Origin of the sequence: Kitasatospora sp. NPDC001539 (genome assembly GCF_040298565.1) — a bacterium.
Taxonomy (GTDB): Bacteria; Actinomycetota; Actinomycetes; order Streptomycetales; family Streptomycetaceae; genus Kitasatospora.
Genome location: NZ_JBEPAK010000178.1, coordinates 1 through 14,705, shown reverse-complemented (window position 1 = coordinate 14,705; position 14,705 = coordinate 1). Strand labels below are relative to the sequence as shown.

The following is a 14,705-nucleotide window of genomic DNA, read 5'->3' as shown; positions in this document are numbered from 1 at the left end:
CGGTGGGCGCCGCGGTCATGGGCGCCGACTACCGGATGTTCGCCGGCGTGAATCTCCACCACTTCACCGGCGCTCCCGCCCCGCCCGACGGCCCCGTCCGGGTCACTTCTGGGTCGAGACGACGTACTTGCAGGTACCGGCTGTGACCTGCTTCAGAACCACCTTCTTGATCTTCATGTCGATTCACCCCCCTCCGTGGCCTCGACGGTGATCGCGTGCAGACGGGCCGCCTTGAGGCGGGCCCGGTGACGGCGGACGAACCATCGCTCGACGGCCTCCGCGTCACGTCCGACCAGGGGGCCGAAGAACCGCGAGATGGGCTCCAGCGAGCAGAGGGCGAACCCGGTCCGGTGCCACTGCTCGCCGTGCGCCTCGAATTCCTCCCGCCCCCCGGGTGTCCGGGTGGCCCGGCCGAGGTAGTTCAGGCCGATCGCGACGTGCCGCACCTCGTCCCTGCGGACGTGGTGGTAGATCCGACCCAGCGAGTCGCCGGAGAAGACCTTCTCCAGCAGGAGGAACTCGTCCGCCGCCGCCCCCTCGAGGATGGTGTGGACGAGCATCCGGCCCATGTGCGGCAGCTCGGTGAGCGTCCGGTCGAGCGGTTCGAGGAGTTCGGCGCACGGCTCCAACTCCCGGTCCAGCGTGCGGGCGTACTGGTAGAAGGCGTCCGCGTGCCGGGCCTCGTCGCCGACGGCCGTGGCGAACGCCAGGCGCAGCGGGGCGTCGTCCGTCGCGGCCGCCAGCGTGGCGGCCGCGACCAGCCCGGCCTGTTCCGCGTAGTAGCCGCGGGAGGCGACCCGCCAGGCCAGTTCGGCCCGCTCGTCGTCCGCCGGGGTGACCCCGAACTCCCGGATCAGCCGTTCCGCCCGCCACGGCTCCTGGTCCCGGCCGAGGCCGAAGATCCGGTACCCCAGCGCCTCGGTCTCCAGTGCCTCAGGACCTATCAGGGCCACCTGTCGCCATCCCATGGGTCGTTCCCGTCAAGTACCGTCGATCGCCGACTACTTGACCGGAGGCCGTCAATGGTTGCGCGTTCTCGATGGTACGCGGCGGGCCATCCCCGTCAAGGTCACCAATGGAACAGCCGGCCGATGTCGATTCAGCCGCGATTCGGACCCGGACCGTCCGGTACCGGCACCGGGAGCGCTGCGGCGTCCCGTCGCGTCCCAGGGGTTTCGCGACCGGTCGACCGGAGCAAACCCGATGGAGCACAAGCCAGTTGGAGGACACGCCCGTACGAGCTCGGCCGAGCCGAAGGAGCGCCATGAGCAGCCCCACCCGTCGAGACGTCCTGCGCTGGGGAGCCGCCGCCCTGCCGGCCGCCGGCGGACTCCTCCGGCCGGCAACGGCCCGAGCCGCCGCCGTGGACCCGTCGGCCTGGATGGCCGCCCTGGGCGACGCCACCCCGCTGACGGCCCTGACCATCCCCGGCACCCACGACTCCTGCTGCACCGACCCGTGGCACGGCACCGAGTGGTCCCACACCCAGAACTGGGGCGTGCCCGAGCAACTCCTGCGCGGCATCCGCTTCCTGGACATCCGCTGCAACGGCCTGGCCGGCACCGCCGACGAACTCGGCATCTACCACAGCGACGCCTACCAGTACCTGCGCCTCCAGGACGTCCTCGACCAGTGCCGCGCCTTCCTCGCCGCCCACCCGGGCGAGGTCCTGATCATGCGGCTCAGGAACGAGTACGCGGGCGGCAACCGGCTCGAGGCACCCGAGTTCCAGCGCCGGGTCAGCCACTACCTGGACGACCTCGGCTACCGCCCGCTGTTCTGGACCGCCCCCTCCTGGCCCACCCTCGGCCAGGCCCGCGGCCGCGTCGTGCTCGCCGCGGACTTCGCCAACCCGTGGTCGGTCATCCAGTGGTCCAGCGGCACCAACCCGTGGTTCGCGACCCAGGACACCTTCCAGGGCATCAGCCTGGCCGCCAAGGCCCGGGCCGTCACCGACTGGTTCGACCGCGCCTACGGCGACCAGGGCTCGGCGCGGATGTACGTCGACTTCACCAGCTACGCCAACGGCGGCTGGCCCAAGGTCAACGCCGACGCCATCCTCCCGCCCGTGCGCGACTACCTCGCCGCCCGCAGCCGGCAACCCGCCCACCTCGGCATCGTCCCGATGGACTTCCCGGACTTCCACACCGACGTGCTGCAGCTGCTCCTCGACAAGAACTTCGTCCCCCGCTGACCGCCCGGCCCGCGGGTACCATGCGGCCATGCCCGACTCCGCTCCGCCGAGCCTGCCCACCCGTTTCGCCGGTGACCCAGCCCGTGTTGCACTCGTCCTGCCCGGCGGCGGCTACTCGCCCGCCCGGCCGCTGCTGCACTTCGCCCGCGCCGTGCTGCTCCGGCACGGCTGGACGGTCCAGGAACTGTGGTGGCAACTCCCGGACAACTTCACGGACTTCGGGGCGGACGAGCAGGTCGCCTGGGTCGAGCGGCAGGTCGCCGAGGCCGTCGACGCCGAGCGCGGCGCCTGCCGGCTGCTGGTCGGCAAGTCCCTCGGGTCCTTCGCCGCCGGCCCGGCCGCGGACCGGGGGCTCGCGGCGGCCTGGCTGACGCCCGTTCTCACCCTCGACCACGTGGCCCGCGCCCTCGGCCGGGCGCAGGCGCCGACCCTGCTCGTCGGCGGCGGCGCCGACCGGCTGTGGGACCGCCGGACCGCCGACGCGACCGGGCACGAGGTGCTGGAACTGCCCGGCGCCGACCACGGCCTGGAACACGACGGGGACCCGCTCGGCTCGGTCGACCTCCTGCGGCAGGTCGTCGAGCGGCTGGACCGCTTCGTCGGCTCGCTCGCCGACCGCTGAGCCCCGGGCCCGGAGCGGCGGCCCGGGCCGCCCCTGGCGTACAGCGGTCCGGCGGCGCCCCAGCTCATGCCTCCTGGGTGGCGCCCGAAACCGAGCCCGGCGAGATCACCGGCAGGTCGCGTTCCTCAGCCGCGGAGGCAAGACGCTTGTCGTAGGTGACGAAGGCCGTGAGCGCGTGCTCCAGGTGCTCGGCACTGGCGAGGTGGATGGCGTCCAGCGTGCGCAGGTGCTGGGTGGGGAACGCGCTGGCGGCCCGCAGGATCGGGTCGGCGAGTCGAACCCGGAGCAGCCGGTCGAGCAGGTCCGCCGATGCGTCCAACAGTGATTGCGGCGCGCCGATCCGCAGGAGCGCGCGCGGTACCTCGACCTGGGCCAGTGCGCTGGTCGCATGGCCTTCGGAGCCGTGCGAGGAGAGGAAGGTGCGCAGCACGGTGGATTCGGACTCCGACACGAGGAGCTTGAGGATGGCGCAGGAGTCGAGGTAGATCAACGGTCCTCTTCCTCGCGCATCGCGTGGAGGGCTTCGGCGGCCGAGGGGAGTGGGACGTCGAGTACGGGCGGGGTCCAGTCGGCCAGGCCGCGTGCGCCGGCGGCGTTCTCGGGATCGATGGTGCCGTCACGGACGAGGTCCTCCAGGACCCGTTGTTCGGGATCCGGCGGCGACAGTACGGCGATCAGGCGCCCGTTGCGGGTGATCTCCACACGCTCGCCCGCAGCGACCCGGTCGATCAACTCGCTGGCGTGCTGCTGGAGCTGGCGGATGGGGACTCTGGCTGTCATGCGACCCACGCTAGAACGGATCGTGCGGCGATCGAGAGTGGTGTGCGGCGTTTTCACACGAAGGAGTGCCCGGCCGGTCGGTGCCCGCCGGGGGCCGCACCCGGAACCGCCCCGCGCGCGGCGGAGTGCCGTTCGCGGGGCGGTTCGCCGTGTCCCGTTTGCCGTGACCCGTTCGCCGTGCGCCCTGCGGCCGGGCCCGGTGGGGCCGACCGGATCAGCCGATGGTGCGGGGGAGGCGGGTGGTCAGGTACAGGATGGTGAAGGAGCCCAGCAACTGGATGCCCAGGCACAGGGCGAGCGCCCTGTCCATGCCGAGGCTGGGGGAGAGGGACAGGTAGAGGGTCCCGAGGGTGGCGACGCCCAGGGCGAGGCTGGACTGCTGGCTGGTGGCGAGGACGCCGCTGCCGACGCCGGCCCGCGCGGCGGGGACCTTGGAGAGGACGACCCGGAACAGCGGGGTGCCGATCAGGCCCTGGCCGATGCCGGCGAGGGCGACGCCGGGGGCCATCCGCAGCGGGGAGAAGTGGGACCAGTCGGCGAGGATGGTCAGCGCGAGGGTGGCGAGGCCGGTGGCCTGGATCACGGCGCCCGCGCTGAGCACCCGGCTGCCCCAGCGGCCGATCAGCCGGGGGCCGGCCAGCGAGGCGCTGAAGTAGCCGACGGCCATCGGGACGAGCGCCCAGCCGGCCGCGACCACGCCGAGGTGGAGGCCCTGCTGGATGGCGACGGCGATGTTGAACATGAAGCCGCCGAAGCCCGCGAAGTAGGGGAGCGCGATGCCGAGGCCGCGCCGCATCTCGGGGATCCGCAGCAGGGTCGGCGGCACCAGCGGGGTCTCCCCGCGCTGCTCGGCGCGGCTCTCGACCAGGGCGAAGGTGACGGCCAGCACCGGGAACAGCGCCAGCAGCAGCCAGGACCAGAGCGGCCAGCCGGCCGCGCGGCCCTCCATCAGCGGGATGAGGAGGGCGAGCAGGGTGGCGGTGAGCAGGACGGTGCCGAGCACGTCGACCCGGGCCGCCCGGGCGGCCTTGCTCTCCGGCACGTACCGGACCGCCAGCACCACGGCGAGCAGCGCGAACGGCACGTTCAGCAGGAAGACCGAGCGCCACCCGGTGCCGAACAGGTCGGCGGCGACGAGCATCCCGCCGAGCACCTGGCCGATCACCACGGAGATCCCGCCGACGGCGCCGTAGACGCTGAGCGCGCGGCCGCGCCGGGCGCCCTCGGTCGCGGCGGTGATGGTGCCGAGGACCTGGGGGATCAGCAGTGCGGACGAGGCGCCCTGGGCGGCCCGGGCGGCGACCAGGGACCACGCGTCGGGGGCGAGCCCGCAGGCCAGCGAGGTGAGGGCGAAGGCGACCGCGCCGGCGACGAAGAGCTTGCGGCGGCCGTAGATGTCGCCGAGGCGCCCGCCGAGGACGAGCAGGACGGCGAAGGCGATGCCGTAGCCGGCGGCGACGAGTTCCAGGACGGCCGGCCCGGCGGCCAGGTCCTCGTCGATGGTGGGAAGGGCGACGTTGACGATGAAGAAGTCGAGCATCGGCAGGAAGGCCCCGAGCAGGACGGTGACCAGCCCGGCGGTGCCGAGGGCGGGGGTGCGCGGGGTGGCCGCGGCGGTGTTCCGGGTCAGGGTCGGGGTCGGGGTCGGGGCGACGGCGAGTCGTTGAGTCACGGGTCATACGATCCGCCTGTTCGTACCCTGGTACCAGGAGGTGGTTATCCAGGTATAAGAAGTACCTGGCAACAGGATCCGGGCTGCCGCATGCTGGGACCATGAGCCTGATGACCCCGGTTGCGCAAGCCCGTCCCGGTTCGGCCGGGACGCCGCGCAGCACCTCCGACGACGCCCGCCGGCACGACCTGGCGGCGTTCCTGCGCAGCCGCCGGGAGCGGATCGCACCCGAACAGGTGGGCCTGCCGATGACCGGTCGCCGCCGCACCCCCGGGCTGCGCCGCGAGGAGGTGGCGCAGCTCGCCGCCGTCGGGGTCACCTGGTACACGTGGTTGGAGCAGGGCCGGGACATCCAGGTGTCCACCCAGGTGCTGGACGCCGTGGCCCGGGCGCTGCTGCTGGACCCGAGCGAGCGGGCGCACCTGTTCACCCTGGCCGGCGCGGAGGATCCGGCGCCGATCCCCGAGTGCCCCTCGGTGACGCCGAGCGTGCGGCTGGTGCTGGACCAGCTGTCGCCGTACCCGGCCGTGGTGCTCAACGCCCGCTACGACGTGCTGGCGTGCAACGCGCAGTACACCGGCTTCGTCGGCGTGCTGGACGACCTGCCGCCCGAGGACCGGAACCTGATGTGGCTGGCGTTCACCGACTCGCGCTTCCGCGAGGTGCTGATCGACTACCGCACGGAGCGCCTCGGCATGGTGGCCCGGTACCGCGCCGCGATGGCCGACCACTCCGCCGAGCCGGCCTGGAAGGCGCTGCTGTGCCGGCTGCGCAAGGCGTCCCCGGACTTCGAGGAGGAGTGGCAGCGGCACGAGGTGATGCGGCCGGGCAACGGGATCAAGCGCTTCCAGGTGCCGGGTGTGGGCCTGCTGCGCTGCGAGTACACCAACTTCTGGCTCGGCCCCCGGCTCGGCACCCGGATGGTCACCTACACCCCGCTGGACGACGAGACCCGCGCGCTGATGGACGAACTGCCCGCCACCCTCTAGCCGTTGCACCGCCTCCCGCCCGAGCAGCAGGCACACCGCGGCCAGCGGCAGCTCGACGAGGAACGCCATCGCCAGGGCGGCCGGCGCCGCGGGCCCCGGCCCGGCGAGCGCCGTGTCGGCCAGCGCGTCCCCGGCGAGCAGCAGGGCCACCGCCGCGCCCGCCCACGGCGCGGCGGGGCTGCGCCGGAGCAGCAGGGCGTCCAGCGAGAGCAGACCGGCGAACTCCGCCAGGTCGAGCACCACCCACGGGGTCTCGTGGCCGGCGGCCAGCACCATCAGCCACGGCAGCAGCCCGACGGCCGCCAGCCGCGGCACCCGCCGCAAGCGCTCCGGCAGGGCGCTCGCCGGAGCGCCCTGGACGACGGCGGCGGTCACGCCGCACCCCCGCAGCCCGGGACCTGACGCTCCCGCACCCGCCGCAGCGGCAGCCGCTCGGCCCGGCCGCCCGCCGGGTGCTCCACCACCACCGCGTCGAACGGCCCGTGCGCCCAGGCCAGCCAGAAGCACCCGGCCACGGTGACCACCTCGGCGGGGGCCGTGCGGACCGTACGGAACAGCCGCCGCCCGCCGGTGAACACCACCGAGGGCACCGCGCCGTCGAGCGGCAGCCGCCCCCAGACGAGCACGTGGGAGCGGCCGCCCGCGGCCGGGCTGCGCCGGGCGCCGCGCACCAGCTGCGGCACGAGCCGGGCGGCGACCAGGACGTCCGCCAACTCGCCGTGCTGGTAGAGCTCCAGCGCGGCCCGGCCGCGCCCGGACCCGGCGACGCTGCGGACCGACCAGGGCCCGGCGCCGGCCGGCAGCGTCCCCGGAACCCCGGACCCGGACTCCGGCACCGGGACGGCCGCGCCCCCGGGAGCACCCCCGTGGCTCCCGGGGACGGGCCGCCCGTGCGGCGGAGTGGCGGAGTGCGGTGCAGTGCTCGTCATGCCGTCAAGCCTTCCGCTCCGACCGGCCTCCTGTCGGTGGTGCCCCGCACCGAATCGGGGGTGTACCTGGCTACACCCCCGCCGGGCACCCCTCTTCATGGCGGTCCTTGATCACCGCGCCCTACGCTGTCCGCCATGTCCTCCAGTACGCCCTCCCCCACGTGGCGCCGAGCGCTCGTCAGGAGCCTGCGGCGCCCCCCGTGGTCGCCGGAGGCCTGGCGGGACGCGCGCTTCATAGCCGCCGGAATACCCCTGGCCCTGCCCGTCTGGGGGGCCGTCACCACGTCGTCGCTGCTGTTCCCGGTCCTCGCGGTCGTGCTGGTCTGCACCCACTGGCTCACCGCCGTCCAACGCGGCCGGCTGCGCGTCCTGTACGGAGTGGAGGTGCCGCCCCCGGGCGTCCCCGCGAGCGGGCGGCTGCGCCGGCTGAGGCTCGTCCTGGGCTGGCGTCAGATCGCCTACCACCTGCTGGTCGGGCCGGCGCTGGCGGCGGGCGCGCTCGCCGTCGTCTACCTCTGGGGCGTCGCCCTGGTGCTGACCACCCTGTACGCGTGGGTCTGGATGCTGCCGCTCGAGGCGGAACTGCGCAGCCGGCTGGCCGGGCTGGACGTGGTGCTCACCGGGATCGGCGTACTGCTGCTGGTGGTGACGCCGTGGCTGGCGACGCTGGCCGCCTGGCTGGAGGTCCGCTCGGCGCAGGTCCTGCTCGGGCCCAACCGGGCCGAGAAGCTGGAGCGGCGGGTCGAGGAGATCGCCGAGTCCCGGGCCGGCCTGGTGGACGCGGTGGACGCCGAGCGCCGCCGGATCGAGCGCGACCTGCACGACGGCGCCCAGCAGCGCCTCACCTCCCTCGCGATGAACCTCGGCCTGGCCCGGCGCACCCTCAAGGACTGCCCGCCCGATGCCATGCAGGTGATCACCGCCGCCCACGAGGAGGCGCAGGCGGCCATCGACGAACTCCGCGACCTGGTCCGCGGCCTGCACCCGGCCGTCCTGGAGGACCGCGGCCTGGACGCGGCGCTGTCCGGCATCGCCGCCCGCGCCCCGCTGCCGGTCCGTCTGGACGTCGACCTGGCCGAGCGGATCGCCCCGACCGTCGAGGCGGTCGCCTACTTCACCGTCTCCGAGGCGCTCACCAACGTCGCCAAGCACGCCCGCGCCTCCGTCGTCGACGTGTCGGTGCGCACGGCCGGCGGCCGGCTGCGCCTGGTCGTCAGCGACGACGGCGTCGGCGGTGCGGACGCCTCGCGCGGCACCGGGCTCACCGGCCTGCGCAAGCGCGCCGCCTCGGTCGACGGCACGCTGTCCGTTCTCAGCCCCCTCGGGGGCCCCACCACCATCACTGTGGAGTTGCCGTGCGTGCTGTGATCGCCGAGGACTCGGTCCTGCTCAGGGTCGGCCTGGTCAAGGTCCTGGAGGCGGTGGGCTTCGAGGTGGTGGCCGCCGTCGGGGACGCCCAGGAGCTGCTGGCCGCGGTCGAGGAGCACCGCCCCGACGTGGTGGTCGCGGACGTCCGGATGCCCCCGGGCTTCCACGACGAGGGCGTCAAGGCCGCGATGGTCATCCGCCGGCAGTGGCCCGAGGTCGCCGTGCTGCTGCTCTCCCAGTTCGTGGAGGAGCGCTACGCCGCCGACCTGCTGGCCGCCAACACCAGCGGCGTCGGCTACCTGCTCAAGCAGCGGGTGGCCAACGTGGACGACTTCGTGGACGCCCTGCAGAGGGTCGCCGAAGGGGGCACCGCACTGGACCCGGAGGTCGTCGCCCAGCTGCTGGTGCGCCGCAGGAGGGATCCGCTGGAGAAGCTGACCCCGCGCGAGCGGGAGGTCCTCGGGCTCATGGCGGAGGGCCGGTCCAACGCGGCCATAGCCGCCGCCCTGGTGGTCAGCGACAGCGCGGTGGCCAAGCACATCAACTCGATCTTCACCAAGCTCGACCTGCCGCCGGCCGACGACAGCCACCGCCGGGTGATGGCGGTGCTGCGCTTCCTGGAGATCGCGTGAGCGCCCGGGCCGTCAGGGCCTGGCGGCTCACCGGCGTCCTCACCGTCGTGTTCGTGGTGGTCATGGGCGGGGCGCAGACCCTGGCCCTGGTCGCCCGGCAGGAGCGGATCGAGCAGGAGACGTACACCACGCCCGTCCACCGGCTGGAGCTCGCCACGACCAGCGCGGCCGTGCGGATCACGGCGGGTGCGCAGGGCCGGGTCGTGGTGCGGAAGAACCTCGACTGGACGGTCTCCGAGCCGCAGGTGCGCGCCGACGTCGCCGGCGACACGATGACCGTCGGCGTCACGTGCCGGCGCTCCCTGCCCTTCTACAACTGCGGGGCCTCCATCGAGCTGGAGGTGCCGGCCGGCACCGCGGTCTCCGGCTCGCTGACCTCGGGGGCGGTGGAGGTCACCGGCCTCACCGGGGAGGTCCGGCTGAACAGCACCTCCGGGGCGATCAGGCTGCGCCGGCTGTCCGGACCGGTCGTCGCCGACACCACCTCCGGGCTGGTGCAGGGAACGGACCTCGCCTCCGCCCGGGCGGACGTGGCCAGCACCTCCGGCGCGGTGGACCTGGCCTTCACCTCGGCGCCGCACGACGTCAGGGTGAGCACCGTCTCCGGCGGGGTGACCATGGCCGTGCCGAGGGGCAGCCACTACCGGATCGACAGCCGGGCGGGCTCGGGCGACAGCGACATCGACCCGGCCCTGGGCGACGCCGCGAGCACGAACAGCCTGGAGGCCGAGGTCGGCTCGGGCTCGCTGCGGATCGGCTACCGCTCCGGCTCGGAGTAGGCGGCCCGGGCCGGGGGACGAGGCCGCTCACCCGGGTGGGGGACAATGGAGAGTCCCGTCCCCCTACCCGAGGTCAGCCGCGCATGACAGCCACGCCCGCACCCACCGCGCCCGACACCGAGTTCGCGCCGCTGGACATCGGCCCGATCCAGGTGTGGCCCCCCGTCGTGCTGGCACCGATGGCCGGCATCACCAACGCGCCGTTCCGCACCCTGTGCCGCGAGCAGAGCGGCGGCAAGGGGCTGTACGTCTCGGAGATGATCACCACCCGGGCGCTGGTCGAGCGCAACGCCAAGACCATGCAGCTGATCACGTTCGACCCGAGCGAGAAGCCGCGCTCGATCCAGCTGTACGGGGTGGACCCGGTGACCGTCGGCAAGGCCGCCCGGATGATCTCGGACGAGGGCCTGGCCGACCACATCGACCTCAACTTCGGCTGCCCCGTCCCCAAGGTCACCCGCAAGGGCGGTGGCTCGGCGCTGCCGTACAAGCGCAACCTGCTGCGCGAGATCCTGCGAGAGGCGGTGGCCAACGCGGGCGACCTCCCGGTGACCATGAAGATGCGCAAGGGCATCGACGACGACCACCTCACCTACCTGGACGCCGGCCGGATCGGCGCCGAGGAGGGCGTGGCCGCGATCGCCCTGCACGGGCGCACGGCGGCCCAGCACTACGGCGGCACGGCCGACTGGTCGGCGATCGCCAGGCTGCGCGAGTCCGTCCCGGCGCACGTGCCGGTGCTGGGCAACGGGGACATCTGGTCGGCCGACGACGCGCTGCGGATGATGCGCGAGACCGGCTGCGACGGCGTCGTGGTCGGCCGCGGCTGCCTGGGCCGGCCGTGGCTGTTCCGGGACCTGGTGTCGATCTTCGAGGGCGACGTGGACTACGCGCGCCCCGACTTCGGGTACGTCGCCCGGGCGATGGTGCGCCACGCGCAGCTGCTCGGCGAGTGGCTGGGGGACGAGACCCGCGGTGTGATCGACTTCCGCAAGCACGTCGCCTGGTACACCAAGGGCTTCTCGGTCGGCTCGGAGCTGCGGGTGCGGCTCGCGAACGCCTCCTCGCTGGCCGATCTGGCCGAAACCCTCGCCCAGGTGGAGCAGGACCAGCCCTGGCCGATCGGTGCGGACGGCCCGCGCGGCCGCACCAGCGGCAACAACCGGGTGGTCCTGCCCGAGGGCTGGTTGGACGATCCGTACGACTGCGCCCGGCCGGGCTCGGACGCCGAATCGGACACCTCTGGCGGATGACCTGTCCGTAGTGGCGAAAAAGGCCTTCCGGGGTCGATTGCCGATCGGTCCCTGCCCTCTTGTCCATCCTGGACAGGAGGGCTCCTTTTCGGCGCCCGCTCGTGACGCAGCGGGCGGATTCGGCCACGCAGTGCGACGATCGACGCGAGAGGTTTACGTTCGACTCGCGAGATGTGCTGGTGACGCTTGCCACACGCGGTGGCGACTGACACCGGGTCAGTGGACGAAATGGACAGGTGGGGCGTGAATCGCTTCCCGAAGCCGACCGGCCGGAGAACGGCCGATCCGGTTGCAGGAAATCAAGCCGGGGCAACGCCATGGACGCGTGCCCGCTACCCAGCGTCCGGATCAAGCGATCTCCAGGTTTCGTTGTGTTCAAGACTTGAAGGCGGGCTCGCGTCAGGAGGACGATTTCACCAACAGAGGTGAACGCCTTTATGTGCTTTCGATCTAGCGGGTTACCTCTCGGTACCGGCCTCGGGTGGCCTATTCAGGGCAGAGAAGTGCCTTCGAAATGGGTATGTTCTCCGGCGTCAGGGCAACCGCGTACGAGGAGACCGACCCGTGCCGTCCCAGCAGAAGTTTGTTTACTCCTTCACCGAAGGAAACAAGGACCTCAAGGATCTTCTTGGCGGCAAGGGCGCGAACCTGGCCGAGATGACCAACCTGGGCCTCCCGGTCCCCCCGGGGTTCACCATCACCACCGAGGCCTGCAAGGTCTTCCTGGAGACCGGCAGTGAGCCCGCCTCGCTGCACGAGGAGATCAGCGCCCACCTGGACGCCCTCGAACAGCAGATGGGGAAGAAGCTCGGCCAGGCCGACAACCCGCTGCTCGTCTCGGTCCGCTCCGGGGCCAAGTTCTCGATGCCCGGCATGATGGACACCGTCCTCAACATCGGCCTCTCCGACACCTCGGTGGCCGGCCTCGCCGCCCAGTCCGGCAACGAGCGCTTCGCCTGGGACTCCTACCGCCGCCTGGTCCAGATGTTCGGCAAGACCGTGCTGGGCGTCGACGGCGAGCTGTTCGAGGAGGCCCTGGACGAGGCCAAGCACGCCAAGGGCACCGTCAACGACCTGGACCTGGACGCTTCCGACCTCCGGGAACTCGTCGAGGTGTTCAAGGGCATCGTCCAGCGCGAGACCGGCCGGGCCTTCCCCCAGGACCCGCGCGAGCAGATGGACCTCGCCATCCACGCCGTCTTCCACTCCTGGAACGGCGACCGCGCCCGGCTGTACCGCCGCCAGGAGCGCATCCCGAACGACCTCGGGACGGCCGTCAACGTCTGCACCATGGTCTTCGGCAACCTCGGCGAGGACTCCGGCACCGGCGTCGCCTTCACCCGCGACCCCTCCACCGGCGCCCAGGGCGTGTACGGCGACTACCTGTCCAACGCCCAGGGCGAGGACGTCGTCGCCGGCATCCGCAACACCCTGCAGCTGGCCGAGCTGGAGAAGCTCGACAAGAAGTCGTACGACGAGCTGATGGCGATCATGCAGAAGCTCGAGAACCACTACCGCGACCTCTGCGACATCGAGTTCACCATCGAGCGCGGCAAGCTGTGGATGCTGCAGACCCGCGTCGGCAAGCGCACCGCCGCGGCCGCCTTCCGGATCGCCGTCCAGCTGGTCGACCAGGGCCTGATCGACCTGGACGAGGCCCTGATGCGCGTCACCGGCGGCCAGCTGGCCCAGCTGATGTTCCCGCGCTTCGCCCCGACCGCCGAGTCCAAGCAGATCGCCTGGGGCCTCGCCGCCTCGCCCGGCGCCGCGATCGGCAAGGTCGTCTTCGACTCCTACACCGCCGTCAAGTGGTCCCGCTCCGGCGAGAAGGTCATCCTCGTCCGCCGCGAGACCAACCCGGACGACCTTGACGGCATGATCGCCGCCGAGGGCATCCTCACCTCGCGCGGCGGCAAGACCTCGCACGCCGCCGTCGTCGCCCGCGGCATGGGCAAGACCTGTGTCTGCGGCGCCGAGGAGCTGGAGGTCGACACCAAGTCCCGCCGCTTCACCACCTCCGACGGCCTGGTGGTCGAGGAGGGCGACGTGGTCTCGATCGACGGCGCCACCGGCAAGGTCTACCTCGGCGGGGTACCCGTGCTGCCGTCCCCCGTCGTCGAGTACTTCGAGGGCACCCTGCACGCCGGCGCCGACGTCCAGGGCGGGCTGGTCCAGGCCGTCCACCGGCTGATGTCGCACGCCGACGGCCGCCGCCGGCTCGCCGTGCGCGCCAACGCCGACAACGCCGAGGACAGCTCGCGCGCCCGCCGCTACGGCGCCCAGGGCATCGGCCTGTGCCGCACCGAGCACATGTTCCTCGGTGAGGAGCGCCGCAAGGAGGTCGAGCACCTGATCCTCGCGGACAACGACAAGGACCGCGAGCAGGCGCTCTCCACCCTGCTGCCGCTGCAGAAGAGCGACTTCGTCGAGCTGTTCCAGGCGATGGACGGCCTGCCGGTCACCGTCCGCCTGCTCGACCCGCCGCTGCACGAGTTCCTGCCGAACATCACCGAGCTGTCGGTGCGCGTCGCCCTCGCCGAGGCCCGCAAGGACCCGAACGAGAACGACCTGCGCCTGCTCCAGGCGGTGCACCGCCTGCACGAGCAGAACCCGATGCTGGGCCTGCGCGGCGTGCGCCTCGGCCTGGTCATCCCCGGCCTGTTCGGCATGCAGGTCCGCGCCATCGCCGAGGCCGCCGCCGAGCGCAAGCTGGCCGGCGGGGACCCGCGCCCCGAGGTGATGATCCCGCTGGTCGGCACCGTCCAGGAGCTGGAGCTGGTCCGCGACGAGTGCGAGCGGGTGCTCGCCGAGGTCGCCCAGTCCACCGGCGTCCAGCTGGACATCAAGCTCGGCACCATGATCGAGCTGCCGCGTGCCGCCGTGACCGCCGGTCAGATCGCCGAGGCCGCCGAGTTCTTCTCCTTCGGCACCAACGACCTCACCCAGACCGTCTGGGGCTTCTCCCGGGACGACGTGGAGGCCTCGTTCTTCACCGCGTACCTGGAGAAGGGCATCTTCGGGGTCTCCCCGTTCGAGACCATCGACCGCGACGGCGTCGGCTCCCTGGTCAAGCACGCCGTCGAGGCCGGCCGGGCCACCCGCCCCGACCTCAAGCTCGGCGTCTGCGGCGAGCACGGCGGCGACCCGGACTCGGTCCACTTCTTCCACGAGGTGGGGCTGGACTACGTCTCCTGCTCCCCCTTCCGGATCCCGGTGGCGCGCCTGGAGGCCGGCCGCGCCGCCATCGAGTCGGCGGGCAGCGACTCGCGCTGAGAGGGTAGGCATCCCCTACTCGAGCGCGGGCACGACTGACCGCTCACCCTCCCGTCGGGAGGGCGTACACCGGAGCTCGGCGCAGGAGAACCGGCGTACGTGACACGGCCGGGGGGGGGCGGGGGGAGGCCGCCGGGCCGGCCCCGGGCGGCGGTGGGGGGGGGCGGGGCCCCGGGGTGGCGGGGGGGGGGGGGGCGGGCGGGGGGCCGGGGCG

Annotated in this window: 13 protein-coding genes; 8 read left to right on the top strand and 5 right to left on the bottom strand. The window is 72.8% G+C overall.

Features of this window, described 5'->3' with window-relative positions:
• Positions 1–173 precede the first annotated feature (173 nt).
• Positions 174–968, bottom strand: coding sequence for a ferritin-like domain-containing protein (locus ABT247_RS24115; protein ID WP_350745597.1), 795 nt, complete (start codon positions 966–968; stop codon positions 174–176).
• A gap of 296 nt (positions 969–1,264) precedes the next feature.
• Here ABT247_RS24115 and ABT247_RS24110 point away from each other — a divergent pair, with 296 nt between their 5' ends.
• Both ABT247_RS24110 and ABT247_RS24105 read left to right on the top strand, forming a co-directional pair.
• Positions 1,265–2,194 (top strand): phosphatidylinositol-specific phospholipase C, encoded by a 930-nt coding sequence (locus ABT247_RS24110; RefSeq protein ID WP_350745594.1) that lies wholly within the window; start codon positions 1,265–1,267, stop codon positions 2,192–2,194.
• Between the two features lie 28 nt (positions 2,195–2,222).
• Positions 2,223–2,816, top strand: a complete 594-nt coding sequence (locus ABT247_RS24105; RefSeq protein ID WP_350745592.1) for an alpha/beta fold hydrolase — start codon at positions 2,223–2,225, stop codon at positions 2,814–2,816.
• 64 nt (positions 2,817–2,880) lie between these two features.
• Here the strand turns inward: ABT247_RS24105 and ABT247_RS24100 are convergent, their stop codons facing one another.
• From ABT247_RS24100 to ABT247_RS24090, 3 genes are all read right to left on the bottom strand, one after another.
• Positions 2,881–3,306: a type II toxin-antitoxin system VapC family toxin gene (locus ABT247_RS24100; protein WP_350745589.1), complete on the bottom strand. Its 426-nt coding sequence runs from the start codon at positions 3,304–3,306 to the stop codon at positions 2,881–2,883.
• Complete coding sequence (locus ABT247_RS24095; protein WP_350745586.1) at positions 3,303–3,596, bottom strand: type II toxin-antitoxin system Phd/YefM family antitoxin; 294 nt, start codon at positions 3,594–3,596, stop codon at positions 3,303–3,305. The genes ABT247_RS24100 and ABT247_RS24095 overlap by 4 nt, the downstream gene beginning before the upstream one ends.
• A gap of 214 nt (positions 3,597–3,810) precedes the next feature.
• A complete protein-coding gene (locus tag ABT247_RS24090) occupies positions 3,811–5,268 on the bottom strand; it encodes an MFS transporter (RefSeq protein ID WP_502892493.1) in 1,458 nt (485 codons plus the stop codon).
• A 110-nt stretch (positions 5,269–5,378) separates the two neighbouring features.
• Between ABT247_RS24090 and ABT247_RS24085 the strand changes: the two genes are divergently transcribed.
• Positions 5,379–6,257 (top strand): helix-turn-helix transcriptional regulator, encoded by an 879-nt coding sequence (locus tag ABT247_RS24085; protein ID WP_350745600.1) that lies wholly within the window; start codon positions 5,379–5,381, stop codon positions 6,255–6,257.
• A 371-nt stretch (positions 6,258–6,628) separates the two neighbouring features.
• On the opposite strand, the gene ABT247_RS24080 is transcribed toward ABT247_RS24085, so the two are convergent.
• Complete coding sequence (locus ABT247_RS24080; RefSeq protein WP_350745583.1) at positions 6,629–7,186, bottom strand: hypothetical protein; 558 nt, start codon at positions 7,184–7,186, stop codon at positions 6,629–6,631.
• A 135-nt stretch (positions 7,187–7,321) separates the two neighbouring features.
• Between ABT247_RS24080 and ABT247_RS24075 the strand changes: the two genes are divergently transcribed.
• The 5 genes from ABT247_RS24075 (at position 7,322) to ppdK (ending at position 14,491) form a co-directional block, all read left to right on the top strand.
• Positions 7,322–8,554, top strand: coding sequence for a sensor histidine kinase (locus ABT247_RS24075; protein WP_350745580.1), 1,233 nt, complete (start codon positions 7,322–7,324; stop codon positions 8,552–8,554).
• A complete protein-coding gene (locus tag ABT247_RS24070; protein WP_350745578.1) occupies positions 8,542–9,186 on the top strand; it encodes a response regulator in 645 nt (214 codons plus the stop codon). The genes ABT247_RS24075 and ABT247_RS24070 overlap by 13 nt, the downstream gene beginning before the upstream one ends.
• Positions 9,183–9,965: a DUF4097 family beta strand repeat-containing protein gene (locus tag ABT247_RS24065; RefSeq protein ID WP_350745575.1), complete on the top strand. Its 783-nt coding sequence runs from the start codon at positions 9,183–9,185 to the stop codon at positions 9,963–9,965. Before ABT247_RS24070 ends, ABT247_RS24065 begins: the two co-directional genes overlap by 4 nt.
• Positions 9,966–10,048: 83 nt before the next feature.
• Positions 10,049–11,218: a tRNA dihydrouridine synthase DusB gene (dusB, locus tag ABT247_RS24060; protein ID WP_350745573.1), complete on the top strand. Its 1,170-nt coding sequence runs from the start codon at positions 10,049–10,051 to the stop codon at positions 11,216–11,218.
• A gap of 564 nt (positions 11,219–11,782) precedes the next feature.
• Positions 11,783–14,491 carry a pyruvate, phosphate dikinase gene (gene ppdK, locus ABT247_RS24055; protein WP_350745570.1) on the top strand — a complete coding sequence of 903 codons (2,709 nt, stop codon included), beginning with the start codon at positions 11,783–11,785 and terminating at the stop codon, positions 14,489–14,491.
• The last annotated feature ends 214 nt before the right edge of the window (positions 14,492–14,705 follow it).

What these genes read in the sequence shown, in the direction of transcription:
- ABT247_RS24115 (WP_350745597.1), bottom strand. Translation starts at nt 968, where the DNA reads ATGGGATGGCGACAGGTGGCCCTGATAGGTCCTGAGGCACTGGAGACC.
- ABT247_RS24110 (WP_350745594.1), top strand. Translation starts at nt 1,265, where the DNA reads ATGAGCAGCCCCACCCGTCGAGACGTCCTGCGCTGGGGAGCCGCCGCC.
- ABT247_RS24105 (WP_350745592.1), top strand. Translation starts at nt 2,223, where the DNA reads ATGCCCGACTCCGCTCCGCCGAGCCTGCCCACCCGTTTCGCCGGTGAC.
- ABT247_RS24095 (WP_350745586.1), bottom strand. Translation starts at nt 3,596, where the DNA reads ATGACAGCCAGAGTCCCCATCCGCCAGCTCCAGCAGCACGCCAGCGAG.
- ABT247_RS24085 (WP_350745600.1), top strand. Translation starts at nt 5,379, where the DNA reads ATGACCCCGGTTGCGCAAGCCCGTCCCGGTTCGGCCGGGACGCCGCGC.
- ABT247_RS24080 (WP_350745583.1), bottom strand. Translation starts at nt 7,186, where the DNA reads ATGACGAGCACTGCACCGCACTCCGCCACTCCGCCGCACGGGCGGCCC.
- ABT247_RS24075 (WP_350745580.1), top strand. Translation starts at nt 7,322, where the DNA reads ATGTCCTCCAGTACGCCCTCCCCCACGTGGCGCCGAGCGCTCGTCAGG.
- dusB (WP_350745573.1), top strand. Translation starts at nt 10,049, where the DNA reads ATGACAGCCACGCCCGCACCCACCGCGCCCGACACCGAGTTCGCGCCG.